Origin of the sequence: Streptomyces sp. NPDC058274 (assembly GCF_042881375.1) — a bacterium.
Classification (GTDB): domain Bacteria; phylum Actinomycetota; class Actinomycetes; order Streptomycetales; family Streptomycetaceae; genus Streptomyces.
Genome location: NZ_JBHVXW010000001.1, coordinates 211,151 through 235,020, shown reverse-complemented (window position 1 = coordinate 235,020; position 23,870 = coordinate 211,151). Strand labels below are relative to the sequence as shown.

The window sequence follows — 23,870 nt, the reverse complement described above, 5'->3', positions numbered from 1 at the left end:
CCGCGCTCCGTAGAGGCCGTCCTGCCGTCCGGCCGCCTCTGTCAGGACGCCGTCGGCGGCCGCCCGCCCACCCGTTCCACCGCCCGCGCTCCCGCCCGGCACCCCTGCACAGCCGCGTCCTCCGGCTCCGCGCCCGCGAGCACGGCGGCGAGGAACGCTCCAGTGAAGGCGTCACCGGCGCCGGTCGTGTCCCTCGGTGTGGCGGGCACCGCGGGGACACGGGCCTGGACCTCGCCGGCCCGTGCGACGAGGGCTCCGTCGCCGCCCTGCTTGGCGACCACCAAGGGGACGTGGCGGCTCAACTTGGCTGCCGCGTCCACCGGATCGGGCAGCCCGGTCAGCAGGCACGCCTCGTCGCGACTGGGCAGCAGTACGTCGACCCCCTCGGCGAGCGCGAGAAAGCGGTCCACGCCCAGCTCCGTGAGGAACCCCGCCGACGCCGGATCCAGGCTCACCGGCACGCCACGCGCGCGTGCCGATTCCAGGACGACCGCCACCAGCGCACGGCTCGGTGCGGAGAAGAGCAGATAGCCGGACAGGTGCACCCGGGCGACCCCGTCCAGCAGTGAGGGCGACCAGTCGTCCGGCGCGAGCCGCAGCGACGCGCCGCTGTCCGTGAGGAACGTGCGCTCGGCCGCGGCACCCGTGTCCACCAGGCAGATCACGGTCCCCGTGGGCGCCTCCTGATCGACGACGAGACGCGGCCGTACACCGGAGGCGATCAGCTCCCGCTCGTGCCACGCGGCCGCGTCCGCGCCCACGCGCCCGAGCAGCCGTACGTCCTCGCAGCCCCAGTGGGCCGCCCAGCAAGCCACATTGGCGCCCGCGCCGCCCGGCAGGGTCCGGACGGCGGCGGCCGTGTCGGTGCCCGACGCGAGGGGACCGCGGTGCCGGGCGACGACGTCCGTCACGATGTCACCGACTACCAGCAGCGCCCCGGACACCGAGGCTGTACGAGCCCCGGCACCTTCGGAAACGGTCCCGCGCGCGTCCGCCTCGTGGCGTGCCCGATCGGCATCCGCGCGGTCGGGCGACGTCACGCCCCCGCCCAGGCCGCCGCGATCCGTCCCGCGAGCCGGACATTGCCCCGTACCGCGGCCAGATTGGCGCTCAGCGAGGCACCGTCGGTGTGCCGCACCAGATAGTCGAGCAGGAACGGCGTCACCGCCTGCCCGGTCACCCCTTCCGCCTCGGCCGCGTACAGCGCGTCGGCGAGCACGCGCGCGTGAAGCGCGGGATCGAGCTGCTCCGCCTCGGGAACGGGGTGGGCGACGATGAGTGCCGACTCCGGGCCGTCGAGGGCGTCCTGTGCGCGCATGACGTCCGCAACCTGGTCCGGCGACTCCAGCGTCCAGTCCACCGGATGGCCCGAGTCGGACAGATAGAAGCCGGGGAAACGCCCGGTGCCGTACCCGGCGACTGCGACCCCCAGAGTCTCCAGGCGTTGCAGGGTCGCGGGTACATCAAGGATCGACTTCACGCCCGCGCACACCATGGTGATCCGGGTGCGCGCCAGCAGACCCAGGTCGGCCGACTCGTCCTGCGTCAGCGTCCACTCGCGGTGCACCCCGCCGAGCCCACCCGTGGCGAACACGCGCACGCCCGCGCGGGCCGCGAGCAGCGCCGTGGCCGACACGGTCGTCGCCCCACTCGCGCCCGCCGCCACCGCGAGCGGCAGGTCACGGTGCCCGAGCTTGCGGATCCCGTCCTCGTTCGCGACCCGCTCCAGCTGCTCCTTGTCCAGACCGACATGGGGCTGCCCGTCCAGCACGGCGATCGTCGCGGGTACGGCACCCTCCTGCCGTACGACGTCCTCGAGCTCCAGCGCCACCTGCAGATTGCGGGGGCGTGGCAGCCCGTGCGCGATGATCGTCGACTCCAGGGCCACCACCGGCCGGCGTGCGCCGAGCGCCTCCCGCACCTCTTCGGACACCACAAACACGTGCCTGTCTCCTGTCTGTCGGTCTTCCCTCATCCCTGGCGGCCGGCGCGTCCGGTCAAACCCTTGCGGGCTCCGCGATACGTCACCAGCCTGGGCACATGACGGACAACGCGCCACGTCTCGACCATGTCGTCCTCTGGGTCCGGGACCCGCTCTCCGCCGCCGACTCCTACGAGAAGGCGGTCGGCCTGGAACCCCCGTTCGAAGCGCGGCACTACGAGTAGTGCATCAGGCATGAGGACGAGCAGGCGGACCGGCTGAACCCCGCCGTACGGGCTGCGGCTAGGGTGCCGCCCATGACCACGAAGAACCAGGCCACTCCGTCCTTCGCCGTGCACATCCCCGACGCCGAGCTGGAGCCGGAGCCGCTCGACCCGGCCCAGATCGTCTCCGGCACGCCGGTCGTGACGGGCAAGGTGCTGTGGGAGTCGGCCGACGGCAAGCAGCTGCGCGGCATCTGGCAGATCACGCCGGGCGTGGTGACCGACACGGAGGCCAACGAACTCTTCGTGGTGGTCAGTGGCCGAGCCACCGTCGAGGTCGAGGGCGGCGACGTCCTCGACGTGGGACCCGGCGACGCGGCGATCCTGCGCGGGGGCGACCGCACGACCTGGACGGTCCACGAGACACTCCGCAAGGCGTACCACATCAGCCTCTGACCCCCGGGTCATCACATGAGCCCCTGACCCCCGGGGGCACCACATAAGCCTCTGACCCCGGGTCACCGCATGAGCCTCCGACCCCCGGATCAACCAGGCTTCGCGGGCACCTGACCGGCTCGACCGGGACACCGCACGCACCGCCTCAGAACAGCGGCTCCGGCAGCACCCCTTCCAGAGCCAGCAGCTTCCGCTTGGTCTCCAGGCCGCCCCCGAACCCTCCGAGGCCGCCGTCGCTCTCGACGACGCGATGGCAGGGCACCACCACCGGCAGCGGGTTCGACCCCATGGCCACACCCACGGCCTGGGCAGCGCCCGGCTGACCGACCCGGCCGGCCAGATCGCCGTAGCCGACGACCGCCCCGAACGGGACACCGGAGGCGAGCAGGCGCAGCACCTGACGGTTGAACCCGGAGATCAGAGACCAGTCCAGCGGCAGTTCGAAGTCCCGGCGTTCACCCGCGAAGTACGCCGTCACCTGGCGTATCGCCTCCGCCAGCAGCGGGGAGCCGGGTGCCTCGACGGGCTCGGCGCCGAGCCGCGACGCGAGCCGCTCCAGCGCCTTGTCACGCACCGCGTCCGTGGCGTGGAACACGACGTTCACCAGGCCGTCGCGTGTCGCGGCCAGCAGCAGCGGACCGATGTCCGTGCCGACGACGGTCCACACGACCTGCTCCTCGTACTGCCCGTGGCTGTCCATGCGATCCACCGTACGGCGGAGCACTGACAACGCCCGTGGCGTGGACATCCTCGGGTGTCCACGCCACGGGCCGGCCGAGCCGGACGAGGGCCTCAGTACGCGCTGAGGGCCCTTCGCACCACGTCGGGCCGGTTGGTGATGACGCCGTCCACGTCGTAGCCGGCGACGCGCCGGGCGGCTGCCGTGTCGTTGACGGTCCAGGTGAGGATCTCCAACGGCTTGCCGTGCGGACCGTCGAAGGCATGGATCGCGGCGACGTAACCGGTGGAGATCGAGGTGTACGACGAGTTGATCTGGTCGGTGAACTCCGCGTACGCCGGCAGGTCGGCGACCGACGGTGTGCCCAGGAGAGCGGTCTTCACTCCGGGACGCAGGTTGTGGACCGTGCGCACGCTGGCCGGGCTGAAGCTCTGGACGATCAGCCGGTTCCTGAGGTGGTCGGCGTCCAGCCAGCCCGCGTTGTTCAGGAGCTTGAGGGTCTGGCGTTCGATCCCCGGATACAGCTCGGGGTTCTTGATCTCCATGACGAGCTTCTGGTGGTTGCGCGACACGCGGTTCATGTACTGCTCCAGCGTCGGCACGTGCGCGCCCGCGTAGCGCCGGCCGAACCAGCTGCCCGCGTCCAGGCGGGCGATCTCCTTCGCGGTGAAGTCCTTGACCTTCCAGGGGGACCGGCGGGGATAGACCTCCTCGACATTGGTCGTACGCGTCAGCGTGTCGTCGTGGATGACGACGAGTACGCCGTCCCTGGTGCGCTGTACATCGTTCTCGACCCAGCGGAAGCCCATGTCGTCCGCCTTGTCGATGGCGGCCAGGGTGTTCTCCGGCGCGTACGCGGAGGCGCCGCGGTGGGAGACGACCACCGGGCCGCCGCTGCCGGTCACGGAGTGGGCCGGGGAGGTGGGGAGTATCAGGACGGCGCCCCCGAGAAGCGCGGCGGTCGAGGCGGCGGCAACGCGCGCGTGCATACGTACTCCTCGCGTCGAGCGATCACGGACAGCACAAGAGTGACAGCAGAGGGTCAACAGCAGAGGGGTACAGGATGGCCACCGATTGAATGGAGTTGTCCAAATCCGTGCACACGGGCCCCACAACTGGGGCAAGGGCGTGTTTCTTTGCCGGAAAATCGTTCGACCATTCCGGTGGCAGTCATACTCTCTGCCTCGACCCTGGCCGTTCCACGGCCCCGGGGCGGGGGCAGTTCAGGGAGATTCCGGGCCACATCAGGGTGGGAAGGGCAGTCGCGCATGCAGGGCACCGTCGACGGCTTCAGCTACGGCCTCATCACCCCACTCGCGGCGTACCTCATGGCCTGCCTGGGTGGTGCGCTGGGTCTGCGCTGCACCACCAGATCGATGCTGGTGGCCCGCTCCTGGCGCGCGGGCTGGCTCGCGCTCGGCTCGGCGGCGATCGGCTCCGGCATCTGGACCATGCACTTCGTCGCGATGATGGGGTTCACCGTCGAGGAGACTCCGCTCCACTACGACAAGGTGATGACGTTCGCGAGCCTCGGGGTCGCCATCGTCATGGTCGGCGTCGGGATCTTCATCGTCGGCTACCGGGGCGCGACCGGAACGGCCCTCTTCACCGGAGGGACCCTCACCGGCCTCGGGGTCGCCTCGATGCACTACCTCGGGATGGCGGGCATGCGCCTCAACGGGAAGCTCGAGTACAACACCTTCACCGTGTCCGCCTCGGTCGTCATCGCGGTCGTCGCCGCCATCGCCGCCCTGTGGGCCGCCGGACAGGTGCGCGGCTTCCTGTGGAGCGTGGGCGCCAGCCTGATCATGGGACTCGCCGTCAGCGGCATGCACTACACCGGGATGGCCGCCCTCCGCGTCCATCTGCACGGCGCGACGAGCGCCCCCTCCGGCGACTCACCCGCGGCCGTGCTCGCGCCCATGATGATCGGCCCGCTGGTCTTCCTGTGCCTCGCGGGCGTCGTTGTGATGTTCGACCCCCTGATGGTGATGGGCAGGCCGGACTGGTCACCGGCCGAGACCCGCCCCGGAGTGCCGGCCCGCGCCGCTGTCCCGCACCCCCGCCACCCGTCCCGGCGCCCCGCCCGGCGCCCCGGACACCGAGGCTCCCGCACCCCGCAGAACAGGTGATCGGGCCCGGTTGTCAGTGCCGGGTCGTACGGTTGATTCCATGCGGCCCGTTTCCAAGATCGAACGTTCGGTGGCGCCCTTCGAGGTCGTCAGCTCCTACCAGCCGAGCGGTGACCAGCCGACGGCCATCGCCGAGCTCGAAAAGCGCATCCGCGCAGGTGAGAAGGATGTCGTCCTGCTGGGCGCGACCGGCACCGGCAAGTCCGCCACCACCGCGTGGATGATCGAGAAGCTCCAGCGCCCCACGCTCGTGATGGCGCCGAACAAGACCCTGGCCGCCCAGCTGGCCAACGAGTTCCGCGAGCTGCTGCCGAACAACGCGGTCGAATACTTCGTCTCGTACTACGACTACTACCAGCCCGAGGCGTACGTCCCGCAGTCGGACACCTACATCGAGAAGGACTCCTCGATCAACGAGGAGGTCGAGCGCCTGCGCCACTCCGCGACCAACTCGCTGCTCACCCGCCGCGACGTCATCGTGGTCGCCTCGGTCTCCTGCATCTACGGCCTCGGTACGCCGCAGGAATACGTGGACCGGATGGTCACCCTCAAGGTCGGCAACGAGATCGACCGCGACGACCTGCTGCGCCGCTTCGTGGACATCCAGTACACGCGCAACGACGTCGCCTTCTCCCGCGGCACCTTCCGCGTCCGCGGCGACACCATCGAGATCTTCCCGGTCTACGAAGAGCTGGCCGTCCGCATCGAGATGTTCGGCGACGAGATCGAGGCCCTCTCCACCCTGCACCCGCTCACCGGCGAGGTCATCAGCGACGACGACCAGCTCTACGTGTTCCCGGCGTCCCACTACGTGGCGGGCCCCGAACGCATGGAGCGCGCCGTCAATGACATCGAGAAGGAGCTCGAGACCCGCCTCGCCGAGATGGAGAAGCAGAACAAGCTCCTGGAGGCCCAGCGCCTGCGGATGCGCACGACGTACGACCTCGAGATGCTCCGTCAGATCGGCTCCTGCTCCGGCGTGGAGAACTACTCGATGCACTTCGACGGCCGTGAACCAGGCTCCCCGCCGAACACGCTGCTCGACTACTTCCCGGACGACTTCCTGCTGGTCATCGACGAGTCGCACAACACCGTGCCGCAGATCGGCGCCATGTACGAGGGCGACGCCTCGCGCAAGCGCACCCTCGTCGACCACGGCTTCCGGCTGCCCTCCGCGCTGGACAACCGCCCGCTGAAGTGGGAGGAGTTCCAGGAGCGCGTCGGCCAGACGGTCTATCTGTCGGCCACCCCGGGCAAGTACGAGCTCTCCCGGGGCGACGGCTATGTCGAGCAGATCATCCGTCCCACCGGCCTGATCGACCCCGAGGTCGTGGTCAAGCCCACCGAGGGCCAGATCGACGACCTGGTGCACGAGATCCGCAAGCGCACCGAGAAGGACGAGCGCGTCCTCGTCACCACGCTCACCAAGAAGATGGCCGAGGACCTCACGGACTACTTCCTGGAGCTCGGCATCCAGGTGCGCTATCTGCACAGTGACGTCGACACCCTGCGCCGCGTCGAGCTGCTGCGCGAACTGCGCGCGGGAGAGTTCGACGTCCTCGTCGGCATCAACCTCCTCCGCGAGGGCCTCGACCTGCCCGAGGTCTCCCTGGTGGCGATCCTCGATGCCGACAAGGAAGGGTTCCTGCGGTCGGGTACGTCGCTCATCCAGACCATCGGCCGCGCCGCGCGCAACGTGTCCGGTCAGGTCCACATGTACGCCGACAGGATCACCCCGGCGATGGAGAAGGCCATCGAGGAGACCAACCGCCGCCGGGAGAAGCAGGTCGCGTACAACGAGGAGCGGGGCATCGACCCCCAGCCCCTGCGCAAGAAGATCAATGACATCGTGGCGCAGATCGCCCGCGAGGACGTCGACACCGAACAGCTGCTCGGCTCGGGCTACCGCAAGTCGAAGGACGGCAAGGGCGCCAAGGCTCCGGTGCCCGCGCTCGGCAAGGCCGGCAAGGCGGCCAGGTCCGCCAAGGGCAAGGCCGGCGAGACCGTCCCCACTGACCGTCCCGCTGCCGAACTGGCCGGGCAGATCGAGGAGATGACGGAGCGGATGCGGGCCGCCGCAGCCGATCTGCAGTTCGAGATCGCTGCACGGCTGCGCGACGAGGTGTCCGAGATGAAGAAGGAGCTCCGGCAGATGAGGGAGGGGGGTCTGGCCTGACGGCCGGCCGTCCGTCCGGGGGCCCGCCGCGGCGGGCCCCGGGTACACGCGCTGTGTTGCAAGACCGACACAAAGTGCGCCCCAGGGTTCGGCGCTGTCAGTGCCGCTGCGTAGGGTTCTGGTCATCCGCGGACTCCGCGGCAACAGGGGACAGTTCGAGAGGGGATCAGCGCGTGACGGTCAACATGACCAAGGGTCAGGCCATCAGTCTGCAGAAGAACGACGGAGGCACCCTGACCGCGGTGCGTATGGGGCTCGGCTGGCAGGCCGCCCCCCGGCGTGGGCTGTTCGGCTCGCGCACCCGGGAGATCGACCTCGACGCCTCCGCCGTGCTGTTCGCGGACAAGCAGCCCGTCGACGTCGTGTTCTTCCGTCACCTCGTCAGTGACGACGGTTCCGTGCGGCACACCGGTGACAACCTGGTCGGTGGTGTGGGCCAGGGCGGCGACGACGAGTCGATCGTCGTCGACCTGCAGCGCGTCCCGGTCCACATCGACCAGATCGTCTTCACCGTGAACTCGTTCACCGGACAGACGTTCCAGGAGGTGCAGGACGCCTTCTGCCGTCTGGTCGACGAGACCAACGGCCAGGAGCTCGCCCGTTACACGCTGGCGGGCGGCGGACAGTACACGGCCCAGATCATGGCGAAGGTGCACCGCGCGGGCACGGGCTGGCAGATGACCGCCCTCGGTACGCCGGCCAACGGCCGTACCTTCCAGGACCTGATGCCGGCGATCCTGCCGCACCTGTAGGCAGCCGGGCGCGCAGCACACGAAGCGACGTAGGGGGACAAGGCGATGACGGCCGAGCTGACCCGGGGGCAGAACCATCCGCTCTCCCAGGTCCGTCTTGAGGTCCGCGTTTCGGCAGGCAAGCCGATCGTGGCCGGGGCCACGCTCAGCGACGAGCAGGGCAAGGTCCGCGGTGTCGAGTGGGTGGCCCATCCGGGCTCGCCCACCCTGCCCGGACTCGAGGTCTCCAAGCAGGCGGCGGCCAACCACCGCCTCGCGTTCGACCTGGAGGCCCTGCCGGATTCCGTGCACCGGGTCAGTGTGCTGCTGGCCCTGCCGACCGGGGTCGGCGGCCCGGTCCGGTTCGGCGCTGTCGCCGCCCCCTTCGTCGCGGTCACCGGACTCGACGGTTCCGAGGTGGCCAGCTACACCCTCACCGGCCTGGACGCCGAGTCCGCGGTCGTCGCTCTGGAGCTCTACCGCAGACAGGGCGCCTGGAAGGTGCGCGCGGTCGGCCAGGGATACGCGGGCGGCCTCGCCGACCTGCTCACCGACCAGGGCCTGCCCGAGGCCCGACAGCTCGCGGGAAGCATCAACGAGGCGGTGGCCACGGGCCTGGCCCGCTCGGTGGCCGCACCCCCGCCCCGCCCGTCCGACGCGGACCGCTCACGGCAGGCGGCCGCCTCTGGTCCGGGACCGGACCAGCCGTACGCCGGGCCCCCGGGGGCTTCCGGCGACGTATCCCCGCAGCAGACCCGCCCCGGCGTGCCGCAGCCCTCGTCCCCGTACGACGCGTCGGGCGCCGCCGCGGCCCAGGGGGGTCAGTCCGGAGGGCTCGGCCAGCCGGATCCCGCCACTGTCACCCAGCCCGCCGCACCCGCCGCCGGCGGACCGGTCGACTACAGCCATCCGCGCCGCCAGAGCGCCGCACCGCCGCCGCCTCCGCCGGTCGCCCCTCCCACTCCGCCCGGTCAGCCGGCACAGCCCGTCGCGGGCGACGCGACCGGCTGGTCCATGGAGGAGCGCCTGTACAACCAGGTCTGGGGCATGTTCGAGGACCTGGCACGCACGATGGCCGCGTATCGCAGTGCCGTCGACTTCGCCGACTCGCGGATGGAGCAGGAGCTCGACAAGGTCCTCTCCGACCCGCGCAGCCGGATCGGCGGTCAGGGCGACGCCGCACGCGAGGCCGCCCAGGCCAAGCACGCCCAGCTGGTCGACCAGGCCAGGGCCGTGCTCGACCGGGACCTCGCGCAGCTCACCGCGGAGGCCGAGGTGGTCGAGCCGGCGCTGCCGCCCGCGTACGCGCGCTGGGACAGCCCGGTCTGGCAGGGCTACCGGGTGCCCATGGAGGTCCCGATGGCCCTGCGCCTGGGCGATCTCCATCTCCCCGAGAGCGAGGGACTGAGCATCCCGATGCTGGTCCGGCTGCCGCTGGAGCGCGGTCTGTGGATCGACAGCGGCCGCTCCTCCCTCGACGACTCACTTTCCGACCCCGACGCGTTGCGGCGGCTGGCCATGGACGCGGCGGCGGCGCATGCCGCGCGGCTGCTCGCGGCCCATCCGGCGGGCGACTTCACGGTGCATGTCATCGACGCGGCCGGTGCGGCCGCTGCTTCGCTCGCACCGCTGGTGCAGTCAGATGTGCTGGCCGGTCCGCCCGCCGTGGGCGCCGCGGGCGTGGCCGACGTCCTGACCCGCCTCACGCAGCGCGTGGACCTGGTGCAGATGGCGGTGCGCGGTGGCGCGGCCGACGCCCTGCCGCCCGACCTCGATACGGCGCAGCAGCTGTTGATCGTCCACGATTTCCCGCACGGGTTCGACGACCGTGCCGTGACCCAGCTGCGCTATCTCGCAGACGAGGGCCCCTCCGTCGGTGTCCATCTGATGATGGTCGCGGACCGGGAGGAGGCGGCGGCGTACGGGCCGCTGCTGGATCCCCTCTGGCGCTCGCTCCTGCGGCTCACGCCAGTGCCCGACGACCACCTCGCCGACCCGTGGGTCGGTCACGCCTGGACCTACGAGCCCTCGCTCGTGCCGCCCGGCAGCCAGGTGCTCCAGCAGGTGCTCGCCCAGGTGGCAGCGGCCCGCCGCTCCTGGAACCGCTGAGCCCGGCGGAGCCATCACCAAGCATTCGTAAAGCCCCCCGACCTGCTGACTTGGCTTTTCTTTTACCAATCTCTTTACCTTTCCTTGGTGATTCGGGTACTGTTTTCCGTACGGAGGGGAGTACTCCCTACCAACTGCGGCGTACCCGTCAATACGGATCAGGCCAGATCCCGGGGCGCCGGCCCGCAGGCGTCGGACGCGGCACGCGTCTCCTCGCCTCGGGTGGAAGAGACCTCCGGTAGCGACGACGCTGAAATCTGCCGTTACGTACTGCCGGAGGCGCAGTGAATGTTTCCCTGACCCTGTGGGTCCTGACCATCGTGGGTCTTGCCGCACTGATCGCGGTCGACTTCTTCATCGGGCGCAAGCCCCACGACGTATCGATCAAGGAAGCCGGAATCTGGACGGTCGTCTGGATCGCCCTGGCCGGACTGTTCGGCCTCGGGCTGCTCGTCTTCTCCGGCGGCGAGCCCTCCGGAGAGTTCTTCGCCGGCTTCATCACCGAGAAGTCACTGAGCGTCGACAACCTCTTCGTCTTCGTTCTGATCATGGCGAAGTTCGCGGTGCCCTCGCAGTACCAGCAGCGGGTGCTGCTGGTCGGTGTGCTCATCGCCCTCGTCCTGCGCGCGATATTCATCGCCGCTGGAGCCGCGATCATCGCGAGCTTCGCGTGGGTCTTCTACATCTTCGGCGCGTTCCTCATCTACACCGCCTGGAAGCTGATCCAGGAGGCCCGGGCCGACGAGGACGATGAGGAGTTCGAGGAGAACCGGCTGCTCAAGGCGGCTGAGCGACGCTTCGGCGTGGCCGACCGCTACCACGGCACCAAGCTGTGGATCCGGCAGAACGGCAAGCGCGTCATGACGCCGATGCTGGTCGTGATGCTCGCGATCGGCACCACCGACGTCCTCTTCGCACTCGACTCGATCCCCGCGATCTTCGGCCTGACGCAGGACCCGTACATCGTCTTCACGGCCAACGCGTTCGCGCTGATGGGTCTGCGCCAGCTGTACTTCCTGATCGGGGGCCTGCTGCGGAAGCTGGTCCACCTCAGCTACGGCCTGTCCGTCATCCTCGGCTTCATCGGCATCAAGCTGGTCCTGCACGCGCTGCACGAGTCCGGGGTCCATGTTCCCGAGATATCCATCCCGGTCTCGCTCGGTGTGATCTGCGGGGTCCTGGTCATCACCACGATCACCAGCCTGATCGCCTCCAGGAAGCAGGCGGCGGAAGAGGCCCGGAAGGCGCCGGAGCTGCCGAAGGACAGCATCGACGTTTGACGGCGCCGGCAACGGAAGCCGTCAGCACGCCCACCCCCCGGGGGCGGTGACCGGGCGAACTGCCGGCCACCGCCCCCGGCGGCGACTCGCGCTGTGAGGGTGCTCCCAGGGAGCGCGAGCCGGGGGCCTCTCGGGGCGTGTGCCCGGTCGGGTCCGTCGCGGAGGCCTCACGGGGGATCCCACGTCACCGAGTGCGGCGTCCGGGCGCGTCTGCGACGATCGCTGCATGATCGTTCGGCTCCGGTCACTCGCGACGCAGTGGACGACCGTGGTGCCGGCGCTCGCGATCGTTCTGCTGGCCTTCACCTGGGGGCGCGATCTGCCGGGCGCCGTCGTGGCGCTCGTGACGGTGGTCCTCGCCGGGTCGGTCCTGGCCGCGGTCCACCACGCCGAGGTGATCGCGCACCGCGTAGGCGAGCCCTTCGGATCCCTGGTCCTCGCCGTCGCGGTCACGATCATCGAAGTCGCGCTGATCGTCACCCTGATGGTGGACGGCGGCGACAAGAGCTCGACCCTTGCCCGCGACACGGTGTTCGCAGCCGTGATGATCACGTGCAACGGCATTGTCGGCCTGTGCCTGCTCGTCGCCTCGTTGCGCCACGGCCTCGCGGTCTTCAACGCGGAGGGCACCGGTGCCGCGCTCGCGACGGTCGCGACGCTGGCCACGCTCAGCCTGGTGCTGCCCACGTTCACCACCAGCAGGCCGGGGCCGGAGTTCTCCTCGGCGCAGCTGACGTTCGCCGCGCTGGCTTCGCTGGTCCTGTACGGCCTGTTCGTCACGACCCAGACCGTGCGCCATCGCGACTACTTCCTCCCGATCACCCGGCAGGGCGAGGTCATCGACGCGGACGACCACGCCGACGCCCCTTCCGCCCGTACGGCCGCCATCAGCCTGGGCCTGCTCGGCCTGGCCCTCGTCGGTGTGGTCGGCCTCGCCAAGGGCGTGTCGCCCACGATCGAGTCGGGAGTGGAGGCGGCCGGGATGCCGCAGGCCGTGGTCGGCGTGATCATCGCGCTGCTCGTCCTGCTCCCCGAGACCATCGCCGCGGTGCGCTCGGCCCGCCGCGACCGGGTGCAGACCAGTCTGAACCTCGCTCTCGGTTCGGCGATGGCCAGCATCGGCCTGACGATCCCCGCCGTCGCCCTGGCCACGGTGTGGCTCTCCGGACCGCTCGTACTCGGCCTCGACCCGCTCCACATGGTGCTGTTGGCACTGACCGTCGTGGTGAGCTCTCTGACCGTCGTGCCCGGCCGTGCCACCCCGCTCCAGGGAGGCGTGCACCTGGTGCTCTTCGCGGCCTATCTGGAACTGGCGGTCAACCCCTAGGGTCCGGCGGATCGTGCGGTAGGTCGCCCCTGTCCCCAGGCACCGTGGGGACGGAACCGCAAGATCCACCGGACAGACCCTGGGCCGGGACCCGGCGGTCAGTCGGCGGCCGCCTGCACGACGGCCAGCCGGGGCACCGGCCGCGTCTCCGGCAACAGCGCGAAGCACCCCAGGCTCAGCAGGGCGATGGCGGTCAGATACGCGGCCACGCCCCAGGGGACGCCCTCTCCCCGGGCCACAGCCGTCGCCACGATGGGGGTGAGGGCGCCCCCGAGCACCCCGCCGAGGTTGTAGCCGACCGCCGCGCCGGTGCAGCGCACGCGAGGCTCGTACAACTCCGGCAGATACGCGGCGATCACGGCGAACATCGTGATGAACGCGAGGAGCGCGACCAGGAAGCCGAGGAACATCAGCAGCGGTTCGCCCGTCGACAGCAGGGCGACCATCGGGAACATCCACACCGCGGCAGCGGCACAGCCCACCAGGCACAGCGGGCGCCGTCCGTAGCGGTCACCGAGGAGCGCCATCAGCGGGGTCACGGCGCCCTTCACGACGACCGCGGCCATGATGCAGGACAGCATGACCGTACGGCTCACCCCGAGCCGTTCGACGCCATAGGCGAGCGCCCAGGTGGTCACCGCGTAGAACACCGCGTATCCGACCGCGAGCCCGCCGGCCGTCAGCAGGACGAGCCGCCAGTGGCCGCGCACCACCTCGGCGAGCGGCACGCGTGCGTGCTCCCGCAGTTCGAGAAAGCCCGGGCTCTCCGGGAGCGAGCCGCGCAGCCACAGTCCAGCCAGCGCGAGCACGCCCGCCGCCCAGAAGGGCACCCGCCAGCCCCAGGCCGCGAACTGCGCCTCGGACAGGGCTGCCGACAGCGCCAGCATCACGCCGTTGGCCAGTAGGAACCCCAGCGCCGGGCCGATCTGCGGGAAGCTCGACCAGAGCCCCCGCCGCGCCGCGGGCGCGTGTTCCGCGGTCAGCAGCACCGCCCCGCCCCACTCGCCGCCGAGCCCGAGCCCCTGCAGAAAACGCAGCACCAGCAGGAGCACCGGAGCGGCGACGCCGATCGACTCGTACGTCGGCACGCACCCGACGGCGACCGTCGCCGCGCCGGTCAGCAACAGCGAGGCGACAAGGACCGGCCGGCGCCCGCGCCGGTCCCCGATGTGCCCGAAGAGCACCGAGCCGAGCGGCCGTGCGACGAAGCCGGCCGCGAACGTCCCGAACGCCGCCAGAGTCCCCGCCAACGGCGAGAACGTCGGGAAGAACAGCGGGCCCAGGACCAGCGCTGCCGCGGTCCCGTAGACGAAGAAGTCGTAGAACTCGATGGCCGTCCCGGCGAGGGAGGCGGCCGCGAGCCGGAGCATGGAGGGCCCCTTTACGGAGCGTACGTCGTGCATGCCGCGTCAACTACCCACAGTGACCAGCGGTTACGGGGGCGTGCGGAGGCGCGTGGAGCGTCAGTAGGTGACCGTGATGCGCCGCGCGGGGCCGTCGACGCGAATCGTGCCTCCATAGGGGATGACGATTTGCGGATCGGTGTGACCGAGGTCCACATCGAAGACGACCATCATGTCCGGCGCATATATGTCGACGGCCTTGAGTACCGCTTGCCGCTGGTCCCGCGTGTAACGGGCCTTCGCGGCGGCGTCGTTGGGCTGCGTGAAGGACCATGCCTTCGGGCGCCCCATCAGCAGCGCGGGGAACCGCCCCAGCAGCCCGCGTTCTCCCATGCTGCGCAGGATCCAGAAGACGTCGTCGGCCTTCGGCATGTCCTCCGAGGTGTCCAGGAACAGCACGTGGCCGTCGTACACGGAGAGGTCACGGGACACCTCGCGGTCGGCCATCAGCAGCCAGGACAGGATCTCGATGTTGCCGCCCCAGGAGCGGGCCTCGACCACGCGGTCCGGGCGGTGCCAGGTCCAGCCGCTGCCCGGTTCCATCGGAGGTTCCCGGTCGAAGGTCGCCGGGTCGTCCCAGGGGCTGTCGACGTCGCGGAAGCGCTCGGCGGCACGCAGTTCGTAGGGTCCCGAGGTGAAGAGGGCGGCGCGCAGCGACTCGGCGGTCAGCGGGTCCATGGCGCCCGGCCGGCCGAGTTCGCACATCACGCTCGCGCCGTGACAGCCGACGATTCCCGTGTTCCACAGATACGCCAGCAGATTGGTGTTGTCGCTCGTGCCGAAGAACGGCTTCGGGTGGGCGCGCAGCAACTCCCGGTCCAGCAGCGGCAGCACGGTGATCTGGTCGTCGCCGCCGATCGACGCGAAGACCGCCTTGACGGCCGGATCGGCGAACGCCGCGTGGATGTCGTCGGCGCGCTCCTGCGGGGTCGAACCGGTCTTCCGGGTCGCCGGGTACTCGACCGGTTCGAGACCGAACTGCTTGCGCAGCCGCTCCAGGCCCAGCTCGTAAGGGAGCGGGAAGAGCCCGGGCAGTGCGGCGGACGGCGAGAGCACCGCTACCCGGTCCCCGGGCGCGGGCTTCGGAGGGTAGGAAGGCGTTGCCATGGCGCGAGGGTACGGGGCGTCAGCCGTGAACTGCACCGTGATAAACCGGGTCCGAGCAGCGGTCCTGAACGGGCCGGCCGACCTGGAAGGACCGGAGGAACCGTGCCCCGCACCCTCGCCAACGCCCCGATCATGATCCTCAACGGGCCCAATCTGAATCTCCTCGGGCAGCGTCAGCCGGAGATCTACGGTTCCGACACCCTCGCCGACGTCGAGGCGCTGTGCGCCAAGGCGGCGGCCGCGCACGGCGGCACGGTCGACTTCCGCCAGTCCAACCACGAGGGCGAACTGGTGGAATGGATCCACGAGGCCCGGCTGAACCACGCGGGGATCGTGATCAACCCGGCCGCCTACTCGCACACCTCCGTCGCGATCCTGGATGCGCTCAACACCTGCGACGGCCTGCCCGTGGTGGAGGTCCACATCTCCAACATCCATCAGCGCGAGGCGTTCCGGCACCACTCGTACGTCTCGCTCCGCGCCGACGGAGTGATCGCCGGCTGCGGCGTGCAGGGGTACGCCTTCGCGGTGGAGCGGGTCGCCGCGCTGGCGGGGACGGGTAAGGCGGAGGCCTGACGGCCGTCGGCGGCGCGTATCCGCCCGGCGGAGCGTGCCCGCGGACCCGGTGAGGGGAGGGCCGGGGCTCGCTCAGAGCCGGCCCGCCTCCACGATCCGCCGCAGAAAGCGCTGGGTCCGCTCCTGGCGCGGGTCCCCGAAGACCTCCTCGGCCGTGCCCCGTTCGAGGACCACACCTCCGTCCAGGAAGCAGACCTGGTCCGCGACCTCTCGGGCGAATCCCATCTCGTGCGTGGCCAGCACCATGGTCATCCCGTCGTCCTTCAAGTCCCGGACGACGCTGAGGACTTCGCCCACGAGCTCCGGGTCGAGGGCGGCGGTGACCTCGTCGAGGAGCAGCAGCCGGGGACGTACGGCCAAGGCGCGGACGATCGCGGCCCGTTGCTGCTGGCCGCCGCTCAGCCGGTCCGGGTACTCGCCCGCCTTGGCGCCGAGCCCGAGCCGGTCGAGCAGCTCACGGGCGTGCTCCTCGGCCTTCGCGCGGTCCACGCCGTGCACGCGGCGCGGGGCGAGCGTGATGTTCTCCAGGACGGTCATGTGCGGAAAGAGGTTGTACGCCTGGAAGACCACGCCGATGCGGCGGCGTACGGCGTCCTGGTCGGCCCGGGGGTCGGTGATCTCCTCGTCGTCCAGCCAGATCGCTCCGTCGTCGATCTCTTCGAGGAGGTTCGCGCAGCGCAGCAGGGTCGACTTGCCGGAGCCGGAGGCGCCGATCAGCGCGGTCACCGTGTGCGGGGCGACCTCCAGGTCGACGTCCCGCAGCACGACCGAGTCGCCGAAGGTCTTGCGGACGGACTCCATGCGGAGCACGGGGGAGTTGCTCATATGGTCCCTCCCTGGGCCCGCCGGCGGTCCATCCGGGCCGTGACCCAGTCCGTGAAGCGGGTCATCGGGATGGTCAGCGCGACGAAGACGAGTCCCGCGACGATGTACGGCGTGTAGTTGAGGCTGCGGCCCACGATGATGTCGGCGGCACGCACGGCGTCGACCGCGCCGCCGATCGACACGAGTCCGGTGTCCTTCTGGAGGGACACCAGGTCGTTCAGGAGCGGCGGTACCTGGCGTCGTACGGCCTGGGGCAGCACCACGTAGCGCAGGGCCTGCCGATTGGTGAGGCCCAGCGAGCGGGCGGCCGCCCGCTGTGAGGGATGGACGGACTCGATGCCGGCGCGGAACACCTCGGCGACGTAGGCCGAATACGTCAGGGTGAGTGCCGTACCGCCCAGGAGCACGGGGTCCACCGTCACGCCCTGCAGCCGCAGCGCCGGTACACCCAGGACCACGATCATCAGGTTGATGATCAGCGGGAGGCCGCGGAAGAAGTCGGTGTACGCGGCCGCCAGTGCCCGCAGCGGGAAGAAGACCGGCCCGCGCAGGGTGCGGGCGACGGCGATGAGCATGCCGAGCACGAGGACCGCGGCACCGCAGACGAGGAGCAGCCGGACGTTGAGCCAGAGCCCTTCGAGCACCTTGGGGAGCGCCTCGCGCGCGTACCGCGCGTTGAAGAACGTCTCCTTGGTGCGCGGCCAGCCCGGCGCGCTGACGACGACGAGATAGAGGAAGACGCCGGTGACGAGTGTCGAGAGTGCGGCGATCGCCGTCGCGCGGCGGGCGCGGGTGCGCTTGAAGCGCTCCCGCTCGATCCGCCGCTGCGAGGGGACGTACGCCTCGCGCATGTCTCCTTCGCCGGAGTCCTCACCGGACTCCTCCTTCAGGAGCGTCACTTGAGCACCGGGGCGTCGACGGCGTCGGACAGCCACTGCTTCTCGATCCTCGCGAGCGTGCCGTCCTTGCGCAGGGCGTCCACGGCACCGGTCACGCAGGAGGTCAGCGCGCTGCCCTTGTCGAGGACGAGCCCGAACTGCTCGGGCGTGCCGCCCTGGTTCTCGAACTGCCCGACGATCTTCGCGTCCGTCACCTCGGCCGCCGTGATGTAGAAGGCGGTCGGCAGGTCGGTGACGATGGCGTCGACCTGGCCGTTCTTCAGCGCGGACTTGGCCTGGTCGTTCTTCGCGTACGCGGCCGGCTGCTGCTTCGGCTTCACCACGTCGTCGATGTAGTTGAGGCTGGTGGTGCCCACCTGGGCGCCCAGCTTCACGTCCTTGAGGTCCGCGATGCTCGTCGCCTTCGCGGCCTTGGAACCCTTCAGCGCGATGACGGCCTGGCGGACGTCGTAGTAGCCGGACGAGAAGTCCACGGCCTTCTTGCGCTCGGTGCTGATGGACACCTGGTTGATGTCGAAGTCGAAGGTCTTCTCGCCGGGCGCGAAGGCCTTGTTGAAGGGGACGCTCTGCCAGACGACGTCACCCTTGTCGTAGCCGAGCTGCTGTGCCACGGCGTAGGCGACCGCTGACTCGAAGCCCTTGCCGTTGGCCGGCTTGCCGTCCTTGAACCAGGGCTCGTAGGCGGGCTCGTCGGTCGCGATGGTCAGCTTCCCGGCCGCCTCGGTGGTCAACTTGCCCTTCGCGCAGGTCTTCCCGGGTGTCCCGGAGGCCTTGTCGCTCGCCTCGTCCGGCTGCGGAGCACAGCCCACGGCGACGGCGAGCAGGGCGACTGTGGCGGTGGACGCGGCGCGGCGCAGGGCGCGTTGGGCGAGATGCATGGCGGGAGAGTGACAGTGCGACGTCCCGTTTGTCGAGGTCACAGGGACAATTGTCCGCATAGTGGGAACGTGTGTTGCGTTCTTGTGAACGCTCGCCGGGAGCCCGCCGGCCGCCCGGTCGGGGCTTCGCCGGGGCCGCCGGCCGAGGGCGGGGATCGAGAGGCCGGCGGCCCGTTCCGCGCAGGAGCCGTCATCCTGAGCGGGGCTGCTTCCAGTGGACTGCACCAGTGCACGCGCCGGGAGCGCGTGTGCGGCACCGGCGCGTGTGTTCGTTTCACACGGGGCGCGTTCGGTCCCACCGGGCGGTGGGCCGCGCTCCCGGCGCAGCAGTCGTCGGACGGTTCACGCGCCCCGGACGGCAGCGCCGGGACCGGGCCACGGTCCGCAAGCCCGGCTCCGGTCTGCGCGCCGACGAGGACCGCGCGGAGCGGGGACTCGGGGCCGCCCGCCCCTGGCCGGCGGCCGGCGGGCGGTCGCCGCGGGCGCCGTACGGAACGGTTCGGGCGGGCGCGTCACCAGCCCCGTGCGCGCCACTCCGGAAGGTGCGGGCGCTCCGCGCCCAGCGTCGTGTCGTTGCCGTGTCCCGGGTAGACCCAGGTCTCGTCCGGCAGCGCCGCGAAGATCTTCGTCTCCACGTCATGGATCAGGCTGGCGAAGGCCTCCGGATCCTTACGTGTGTTGCCCACACCACCCGGGAAGAGACAGTCCCCGGTGAACACATGGGGATGCCCGTGCGGGTCGTCGTAGACGAGAGCGATCGAGCCCGGCGTGTGCCCCACCAGATGGCGCGCGGTGAGTTCCACGCGCCCCACCCGGATCGTGTCGCCGTCGCCCACCGGGACGTCGGTCGGCACCGGGATGCCGTCCGCGTCGTCCCGGCCCGCGTAGGTGCGCGCGCCCGTCGCCGCCACGACCTCCGCGAGTGCCTGCCAGTGGTCGCCGTGCTGATGGGTGGTGACCACGGACGCGATGCCGTCGTCACCGATCAGGGTGAGCAGCGTCGAGGCGTCGTTCGCCGCGTCGATCAGCAGCTGCTCGTCGGTGGCCCGACAGCGCAGCAGATAGGCGTTGTTGTCCATCGGGCCGACTGCGACCTTGGAGATCATCAGGTCCTGCAGCTCGTGCACATCGGCAGGGCCGCCGACCTTCACCGCTCCGCTGTACGTCATGGCGGCAGCCTATAGCGGCGGGAGGGCGGGGAGCAGGTCGCCGTCGACGGTCAGGCCGGTGCCCTCCCGGCGCCCCGCGAGCCAGCCGAGGAGCGCGGGCGCGGGGCCGGTCACGGTGACCTCCGGGGTGCCCTCCGTGCCGCGTCCCGTGCGCCACGCGTGCGTGCCGTCCGTGAGGCGGGTGGGCGGCACGTCGGGGTGGCCCGCGAACCGTTCGGCCAGGAACCCGATCTCGCGCTCCGTGAACTCCTGCGGAAGGTCTTCGAGCTCGTACCCGATCCCCAGGTCCACGTGGTGCAGTTCCACCTCGATCCACCGCCGGAACGGTACGCGGGAGGCGGAGTCCGTGACCCCGTTGCGCAGCGTCACCGTGCGGGACCAGTCCGCGGGCCGGGCGCCGGCCTCCTGGAAGCGGGCGGCGCTCGCGCGGATGTCCGCGAGCTGGGTGTCCAGGGGGCGCGGGGCGTCCCGTTCGATGTCCGCGTCACGGGTTTCCGCCGAGGCGTACATCGGGCGGCCCGCGAGGACGTTGATGAGGGCGTCCGCGTTGAGGGCGACATGGGCGAGGACATGGCCGCGGCTCCAGCCGGGAAGCCGTGACTGCTGGGTCACAGCGGCGTTGTCCAGTGCGGCGGCTGCGCTGAGCAGCCGCTCGGTCGCGTCACGTACAGACGCCAGGTCGCGCACATGATCGTTCATGGGGCAGACGATAGCTCCACCACACATTCGGGTGAAGCCGGTGGACGTGGTCCGCAAATCGAATGCGCGTGCTATAACCTCGGTCGAGGCGTCGGGCATGCTTGAAGACCCGGGTTTGTTAGCAACCGAGGAAACTTCCCGGCGCTGTCAGTGGCTCCCCCTAGTCTGAAAAGGACGGGGGCCCCGCCCCTGTCACTTCTCTCTAGAAAGGTGCGGACCGGCGTGGCCGACCGTCTCATCATCCGTGGAGCGCGCGAGCACAATCTCAAGAATGTCTCGCTCGACCTCCCGCGCGACTCGCTCATCGTCTTCACGGGCCTGTCGGGGTCGGGCAAGTCCTCCCTCGCCTTCGACACGATCTTCGCCGAGGGGCAGCGCCGCTATGTCGAGTCGCTCTCGTCGTACGCCCGCCAGTTCCTCGGTCAGATGGACAAGCCGGACGTCGACTTCATCGAGGGCCTCTCGCCGGCCGTCTCCATCGACCAGAAGTCGACCTCGCGCAACCCGCGCTCGACCGTCGGCACCATCACCGAGGTCTACGACTATCTGCGGCTCCTCTTCGCGCGCATCGGCAAGCCGCACTGCCCCGAGTGCGGCCGCTCCATCACGCGCCAGTCGCCGCAGGCCATCGTCGACAAGGTCCTGGAGCTGCCGGAGGGGAGCCGCTTCCAGGTCCTCTCCCCGCTGGTGCGCGAGCGCAAGGGGGAGTTCGTCGACCTCTTCTCCGATCTGCAGACGAAGGGCTACAGCCGGGCCCGGGTCGACGGCGAGACGATCCAGCTCACCGAGCCGCCCACGCTGAAGAAGCAGGAAAAGCACACCATCGAGGTGGTCGTCGACCGCCTCACGGTGAAGGAGGGCGCCAAGCGCCGCCTCACCGACTCCGTGGAGACCGCCCTCGGCCTGTCCGGCGGCATGGTCGTGCTCGACTTCGTCGACCTCCCGGCCGACGACCCCGAGCGCGAGCGGATGTACTCGGAGCACCTGTACTGCACGTACGACGACCTGTCCTTCGAGGAGCTGGAGCCCCGCTCCTTCTCCTTCAACTCGCCCTTCGGTGCCTGCCCCGACTGCTCCGGTATCGGTACGCGCATGGAGGTCGACCCCGAGCTCCTCGTCCCGGACGAGGAGAAGTCCCTCGACGAGGGCGCCATCCACCCCTGGTCGCACGGGCACACGAAGGAGTACTTCGGGCGGCTCGTCGGAGCCCTCGCGGACGCGTTGGGATTCCGGACCGACATCCCCTTCGCGGGTCTTCCGCAGCGCGCCAGGAAGGCCCTGCTCTACGGCCACAAGACCCAGATCGAGGTCCGCTACCGCAACAGGTACGGCCGCGAGCGGGTCTACACGACCCCCTTCGAGGGTGCCCTCCCCTTCGTGAAGCGGCGGCACAGCGAGGCGGAGAGCGACGCGAGCCGCGAGCGCTTCGAGGGCTACATGCGCGAGGTGCCCTGCCCCACGTGTCACGGCACGCGCCTGAAGCCGCTCGTCCTGGCGGTCACGGTCATGGAAAAGTCGATCGCCGAAGTCGCCGCGATGTCCATCAGCGACTGCGCGGACTTCCTCGGTGAACTGAAGCTCAACGCGCGCGACAAGAAGATCGCCGAGCGCGTCCTGAAGGAGGTCAACGAACGGCTGCGCTTCCTGGTCGACGTGGGCCTCGACTATCTGTCGCTGAACCGCGCGGCCGGCACCCTCTCCGGAGGCGAGGCCCAGCGCATCCGCCTGGCGACGCAGATCGGCTCCGGCCTCGTGGGCGTCCTGTACGTCCTCGACGAACCGTCCATCGGCCTGCACCAGCGGGACAACCACCGTCTGATCGAGACCCTGGTCCGGCTGCGCGACATGGGCAACACGCTCATCGTCGTCGAGCACGACGAGGACACCATCAAGGTCGCCGACTGGGTCGTCGACATCGGCCCCGGCGCCGGAGAGCACGGCGGCAAGGTCGTGCACAGCGGCTCCTTGAAGGACTTGCTCGCGAACCCCGAGTCGATGACGGGGCAGTACCTCTCGGGCAAGAAGGAGATCGCCCTTCCGGACATCCGCCGGCCCGCCGACCCGAGCCGCAGGCTCACGGTGCACGGCGCCAGGGAGAACAACCTCCAGGACATCGACGTGTCCTTCCCGCTGGGCGTGCTCACCGCCGTCACCGGCGTCTCGGGCTCCGGCAAGTCGACGCTGGTCAACGACATCCTGTACACGCACCTGGCCCGCGAGCTGAACGGCGCGAGGAACGTTCCGGGGCGGCACACACGCGTGGAGGGCGACGACCTCGTCGACAAGGTGGTGCACGTCGACCAGTCGCCCATCGGCCGTACGCCCCGGTCGAACCCGGCGACGTACACCGGAGTCTTCGACCACGTCCGCAGGCTGTTCGCGGAGACCACCGAGGCGAAGGTGCGGGGCTACCAGCCCGGCCGCTTCTCCTTCAACGTCAAGGGCGGCCGCTGCGAGAACTGCTCCGGCGACGGCACGATCAAGATCGAGATGAACTTCCTGCCGGACGTGTACGTCCCGTGCGAGGTCTGCCACGGGGCGCGCTACAACCGGGAGACCCTGGACGTCCACTACAAGGGCAAGTCCATCGCCGAGGTCCTGGACATGCCGATCGAGGAGGCCCTGGACTTCTTCGAGGCCGTGCCCGCGATCTCCCGCCACCTCAGGACGCTCAACGACGTCGGTCTCGGCTATGTCCGGCTCGGCCAGTCCGCGCCGACGCTCTCCGGTGGTGAGGCGCAGCGCGTCAAGCTCGCCAGCGAGCTCCAGAAGCGCTCCACCGGACGCACGGTGTACGTGCTCGACGAGCCGACCACCGGTCTGCACTTCGAGGACATCAGCAAGCTCATCAAGGTGCTGTCCGGCCTGGTCGACAAGGGCAACACGGTCATCGTGATCGAGCACAACCTGGATGTCATCAAGACCGCCGACTGGGTCGTCGACATGGGTCCCGAGGGTGGCAACGGCGGTGGCCTCGTCATCGCCGAGGGCACCCCCGAGCAGGTCGCCGGGGTGGCCACCAGCCACACCGGCAAGTTCCTGCGCGATGTCCTCGGCGCCGACCGGATCAGCGACGCCGCCCCCGTGAAGGCGGCGCGCAAGACCGCCGCCAAGAAGACGGTGGCGGCCGGGGCGACGGCCAAGAAGTCGGCCACCAAGACCGTCAACAACACCGCCACCAAGAAGGCGGCGACGACCAAGAAGGCGGCGACGACCAGGAAGACGGCGAAGGCGGCCCCCGCGAAGAAGACCACCACGCGGGCTCGCAAGGCCTGATCC

Annotated in this window: 20 protein-coding genes and 1 pseudogene; 10 read left to right on the top strand and 11 right to left on the bottom strand. The window is 70.2% G+C overall.

Translation table 11 applies throughout. The features are described from left to right. Positions 1 to 41: 41 nt before the first annotated feature. Both ACFVYF_RS01090 and ACFVYF_RS01085 read right to left on the bottom strand, forming a co-directional pair. Complete coding sequence (locus tag ACFVYF_RS01090) at positions 42 to 944, bottom strand: carbohydrate kinase family protein (protein WP_389448847.1); 903 nt, start codon at positions 942 to 944, stop codon at positions 42 to 44. A 92-nt stretch (positions 945 to 1,036) separates the two neighbouring features. Then, on the bottom strand, positions 1,037 to 1,975 hold the full coding sequence (locus ACFVYF_RS01085; protein ID WP_389448844.1) for a pseudouridine-5'-phosphate glycosidase: 939 nt from the start codon (positions 1,973 to 1,975) through the stop codon (positions 1,037 to 1,039). A 65-nt stretch (positions 1,976 to 2,040) separates the two neighbouring features. Here ACFVYF_RS01085 and ACFVYF_RS01080 point away from each other — a divergent pair. Both ACFVYF_RS01080 and ACFVYF_RS01075 read left to right on the top strand, forming a co-directional pair. Beyond that, positions 2,041 to 2,139 (top strand): annotated as a pseudogene (locus ACFVYF_RS01080) (VOC family protein); the annotation flags it as partial. A gap of 99 nt (positions 2,140 to 2,238) precedes the next feature. Next, a complete protein-coding gene (locus ACFVYF_RS01075; protein WP_389448841.1) occupies positions 2,239 to 2,601 on the top strand; it encodes a cupin domain-containing protein in 363 nt (120 codons plus the stop codon). Between the two features lie 145 nt (positions 2,602 to 2,746). Here ACFVYF_RS01075 and ACFVYF_RS01070 read toward each other — a convergent pair whose 3' ends face one another. Together ACFVYF_RS01070 and ACFVYF_RS01065 are read right to left on the bottom strand one after the other, a co-directional pair. After that, entirely contained in the window at positions 2,747 to 3,301 is a 555-nt protein-coding gene (locus ACFVYF_RS01070) for a methylated-DNA--[protein]-cysteine S-methyltransferase (RefSeq protein ID WP_389448838.1), read from the bottom strand. Between the two features lie 92 nt (positions 3,302 to 3,393). After that, positions 3,394 to 4,269 carry a glycerophosphodiester phosphodiesterase gene (locus ACFVYF_RS01065; RefSeq protein WP_389448835.1) on the bottom strand — a complete coding sequence of 292 codons (876 nt, stop codon included), beginning with the start codon at positions 4,267 to 4,269 and terminating at the stop codon, positions 3,394 to 3,396. A 279-nt stretch (positions 4,270 to 4,548) separates the two neighbouring features. On the opposite strand from ACFVYF_RS01065, the gene ACFVYF_RS01060 reads away from it, so the two are divergent. From ACFVYF_RS01060 to ACFVYF_RS01035, 6 genes are all read left to right on the top strand, one after another. After that, complete coding sequence (locus tag ACFVYF_RS01060) at positions 4,549 to 5,412, top strand: MHYT domain-containing protein (protein WP_389448832.1); 864 nt, start codon at positions 4,549 to 4,551, stop codon at positions 5,410 to 5,412. A gap of 40 nt (positions 5,413 to 5,452) precedes the next feature. Further along, positions 5,453 to 7,588 (top strand): excinuclease ABC subunit UvrB, encoded by a 2,136-nt coding sequence (gene uvrB, locus ACFVYF_RS01055; protein WP_389448829.1) that lies wholly within the window; start codon positions 5,453 to 5,455, stop codon positions 7,586 to 7,588. Between the two features lie 173 nt (positions 7,589 to 7,761). Beyond that, positions 7,762 to 8,340: a TerD family protein gene (locus ACFVYF_RS01050; protein WP_383280478.1), complete on the top strand. Its 579-nt coding sequence runs from the start codon at positions 7,762 to 7,764 to the stop codon at positions 8,338 to 8,340. A 45-nt stretch (positions 8,341 to 8,385) separates the two neighbouring features. After that, positions 8,386 to 10,428, top strand: coding sequence for a TerD family protein (locus ACFVYF_RS01045; RefSeq protein WP_389448826.1), 2,043 nt, complete (start codon positions 8,386 to 8,388; stop codon positions 10,426 to 10,428). Between the two features lie 284 nt (positions 10,429 to 10,712). Further along, positions 10,713 to 11,708, top strand: coding sequence for a TerC/Alx family metal homeostasis membrane protein (locus ACFVYF_RS01040; protein WP_389448823.1), 996 nt, complete (start codon positions 10,713 to 10,715; stop codon positions 11,706 to 11,708). Positions 11,709 to 11,934: 226 nt separating this feature from the next. After that, the gene (locus ACFVYF_RS01035; protein ID WP_389448820.1) at positions 11,935 to 13,035 is read left to right on the top strand and encodes a calcium:proton antiporter; all 1,101 of its coding nucleotides are present in this window, start codon (positions 11,935 to 11,937) and stop codon (positions 13,033 to 13,035) included. Positions 13,036 to 13,133: 98 nt separating this feature from the next. Here the strand turns inward: ACFVYF_RS01035 and ACFVYF_RS01030 are convergent, their stop codons facing one another. Then, on the bottom strand, positions 13,134 to 14,438 hold the full coding sequence (locus ACFVYF_RS01030; protein WP_389448817.1) for an MFS transporter: 1,305 nt from the start codon (positions 14,436 to 14,438) through the stop codon (positions 13,134 to 13,136). A 60-nt stretch (positions 14,439 to 14,498) separates the two neighbouring features. Next, on the bottom strand, positions 14,499 to 15,545 hold the full coding sequence (locus ACFVYF_RS01025; RefSeq protein ID WP_389448814.1) for a S66 peptidase family protein: 1,047 nt from the start codon (positions 15,543 to 15,545) through the stop codon (positions 14,499 to 14,501). A gap of 102 nt (positions 15,546 to 15,647) precedes the next feature. On the opposite strand from ACFVYF_RS01025, the gene aroQ reads away from it, so the two are divergent. After that, the gene (gene aroQ, locus ACFVYF_RS01020) at positions 15,648 to 16,121 is read left to right on the top strand and encodes a type II 3-dehydroquinate dehydratase (RefSeq protein ID WP_389448811.1); all 474 of its coding nucleotides are present in this window, start codon (positions 15,648 to 15,650) and stop codon (positions 16,119 to 16,121) included. A 72-nt stretch (positions 16,122 to 16,193) separates the two neighbouring features. On the opposite strand, the gene ACFVYF_RS01015 is transcribed toward aroQ, so the two are convergent. The 5 genes from ACFVYF_RS01015 to ACFVYF_RS00995 form a co-directional block, all read right to left on the bottom strand. Next, the gene (locus ACFVYF_RS01015; RefSeq protein WP_389448809.1) at positions 16,194 to 16,946 is read right to left on the bottom strand and encodes an amino acid ABC transporter ATP-binding protein; all 753 of its coding nucleotides are present in this window, start codon (positions 16,944 to 16,946) and stop codon (positions 16,194 to 16,196) included. Further along, positions 16,943 to 17,845 carry an amino acid ABC transporter permease gene (locus tag ACFVYF_RS01010; protein ID WP_389448806.1) on the bottom strand — a complete coding sequence of 301 codons (903 nt, stop codon included), beginning with the start codon at positions 17,843 to 17,845 and terminating at the stop codon, positions 16,943 to 16,945. Before ACFVYF_RS01010 ends, ACFVYF_RS01015 begins: the two co-directional genes overlap by 4 nt. Further along, positions 17,842 to 18,723, bottom strand: a complete 882-nt coding sequence (locus ACFVYF_RS01005) for an ABC transporter substrate-binding protein (RefSeq protein ID WP_389448803.1) — start codon at positions 18,721 to 18,723, stop codon at positions 17,842 to 17,844. The genes ACFVYF_RS01010 and ACFVYF_RS01005 overlap by 4 nt, the downstream gene beginning before the upstream one ends. Positions 18,724 to 19,235: 512 nt before the next feature. Next, the gene (locus tag ACFVYF_RS01000; RefSeq protein WP_389448801.1) at positions 19,236 to 19,892 is read right to left on the bottom strand and encodes an MBL fold metallo-hydrolase; all 657 of its coding nucleotides are present in this window, start codon (positions 19,890 to 19,892) and stop codon (positions 19,236 to 19,238) included. Between the two features lie 9 nt (positions 19,893 to 19,901). Next, positions 19,902 to 20,591, bottom strand: coding sequence for a maleylpyruvate isomerase family mycothiol-dependent enzyme (locus ACFVYF_RS00995; RefSeq protein WP_389448798.1), 690 nt, complete (start codon positions 20,589 to 20,591; stop codon positions 19,902 to 19,904). Positions 20,592 to 20,813: 222 nt separating this feature from the next. Between ACFVYF_RS00995 and uvrA the strand changes: the two genes are divergently transcribed. Continuing rightward, the gene (uvrA, locus tag ACFVYF_RS00990; RefSeq protein WP_389448795.1) at positions 20,814 to 23,867 is read left to right on the top strand and encodes an excinuclease ABC subunit UvrA; all 3,054 of its coding nucleotides are present in this window, start codon (positions 20,814 to 20,816) and stop codon (positions 23,865 to 23,867) included. Positions 23,868 to 23,870 lie beyond the last annotated feature (3 nt).

Bases quoted from the DNA above. Each gene is read 5' to 3' on its own strand.
- ACFVYF_RS01085 (WP_389448844.1), bottom strand. From the start codon at position 1,975: ATGAGGGAAGACCGACAGACAGGAGACAGGCACGTGTTTGTGGTGTCC.
- ACFVYF_RS01015 (WP_389448809.1), bottom strand. From the start codon at position 16,946: ATGAGCAACTCCCCCGTGCTCCGCATGGAGTCCGTCCGCAAGACCTTC.
- ACFVYF_RS01005 (WP_389448803.1), bottom strand. From the start codon at position 18,723: ATGCATCTCGCCCAACGCGCCCTGCGCCGCGCCGCGTCCACCGCCACA.
- ACFVYF_RS01035 (WP_389448820.1), top strand. From the start codon at position 11,935: ATGATCGTTCGGCTCCGGTCACTCGCGACGCAGTGGACGACCGTGGTG.
- ACFVYF_RS01065 (WP_389448835.1), bottom strand. From the start codon at position 4,269: ATGCACGCGCGCGTTGCCGCCGCCTCGACCGCCGCGCTTCTCGGGGGC.
- ACFVYF_RS01000 (WP_389448801.1), bottom strand. From the start codon at position 19,892: ATGACGTACAGCGGAGCGGTGAAGGTCGGCGGCCCTGCCGATGTGCAC.
- ACFVYF_RS01070 (WP_389448838.1), bottom strand. From the start codon at position 3,301: ATGGACAGCCACGGGCAGTACGAGGAGCAGGTCGTGTGGACCGTCGTC.
- ACFVYF_RS01025 (WP_389448814.1), bottom strand. From the start codon at position 15,545: ATGGCAACGCCTTCCTACCCTCCGAAGCCCGCGCCCGGGGACCGGGTA.
- ACFVYF_RS01045 (WP_389448826.1), top strand. From the start codon at position 8,386: ATGACGGCCGAGCTGACCCGGGGGCAGAACCATCCGCTCTCCCAGGTC.
- ACFVYF_RS01075 (WP_389448841.1), top strand. From the start codon at position 2,239: ATGACCACGAAGAACCAGGCCACTCCGTCCTTCGCCGTGCACATCCCC.
- ACFVYF_RS01030 (WP_389448817.1), bottom strand. From the start codon at position 14,438: ATGCACGACGTACGCTCCGTAAAGGGGCCCTCCATGCTCCGGCTCGCG.
- ACFVYF_RS00995 (WP_389448798.1), bottom strand. From the start codon at position 20,591: ATGAACGATCATGTGCGCGACCTGGCGTCTGTACGTGACGCGACCGAG.
- uvrB (WP_389448829.1), top strand. From the start codon at position 5,453: ATGCGGCCCGTTTCCAAGATCGAACGTTCGGTGGCGCCCTTCGAGGTC.
- ACFVYF_RS01060 (WP_389448832.1), top strand. From the start codon at position 4,549: ATGCAGGGCACCGTCGACGGCTTCAGCTACGGCCTCATCACCCCACTC.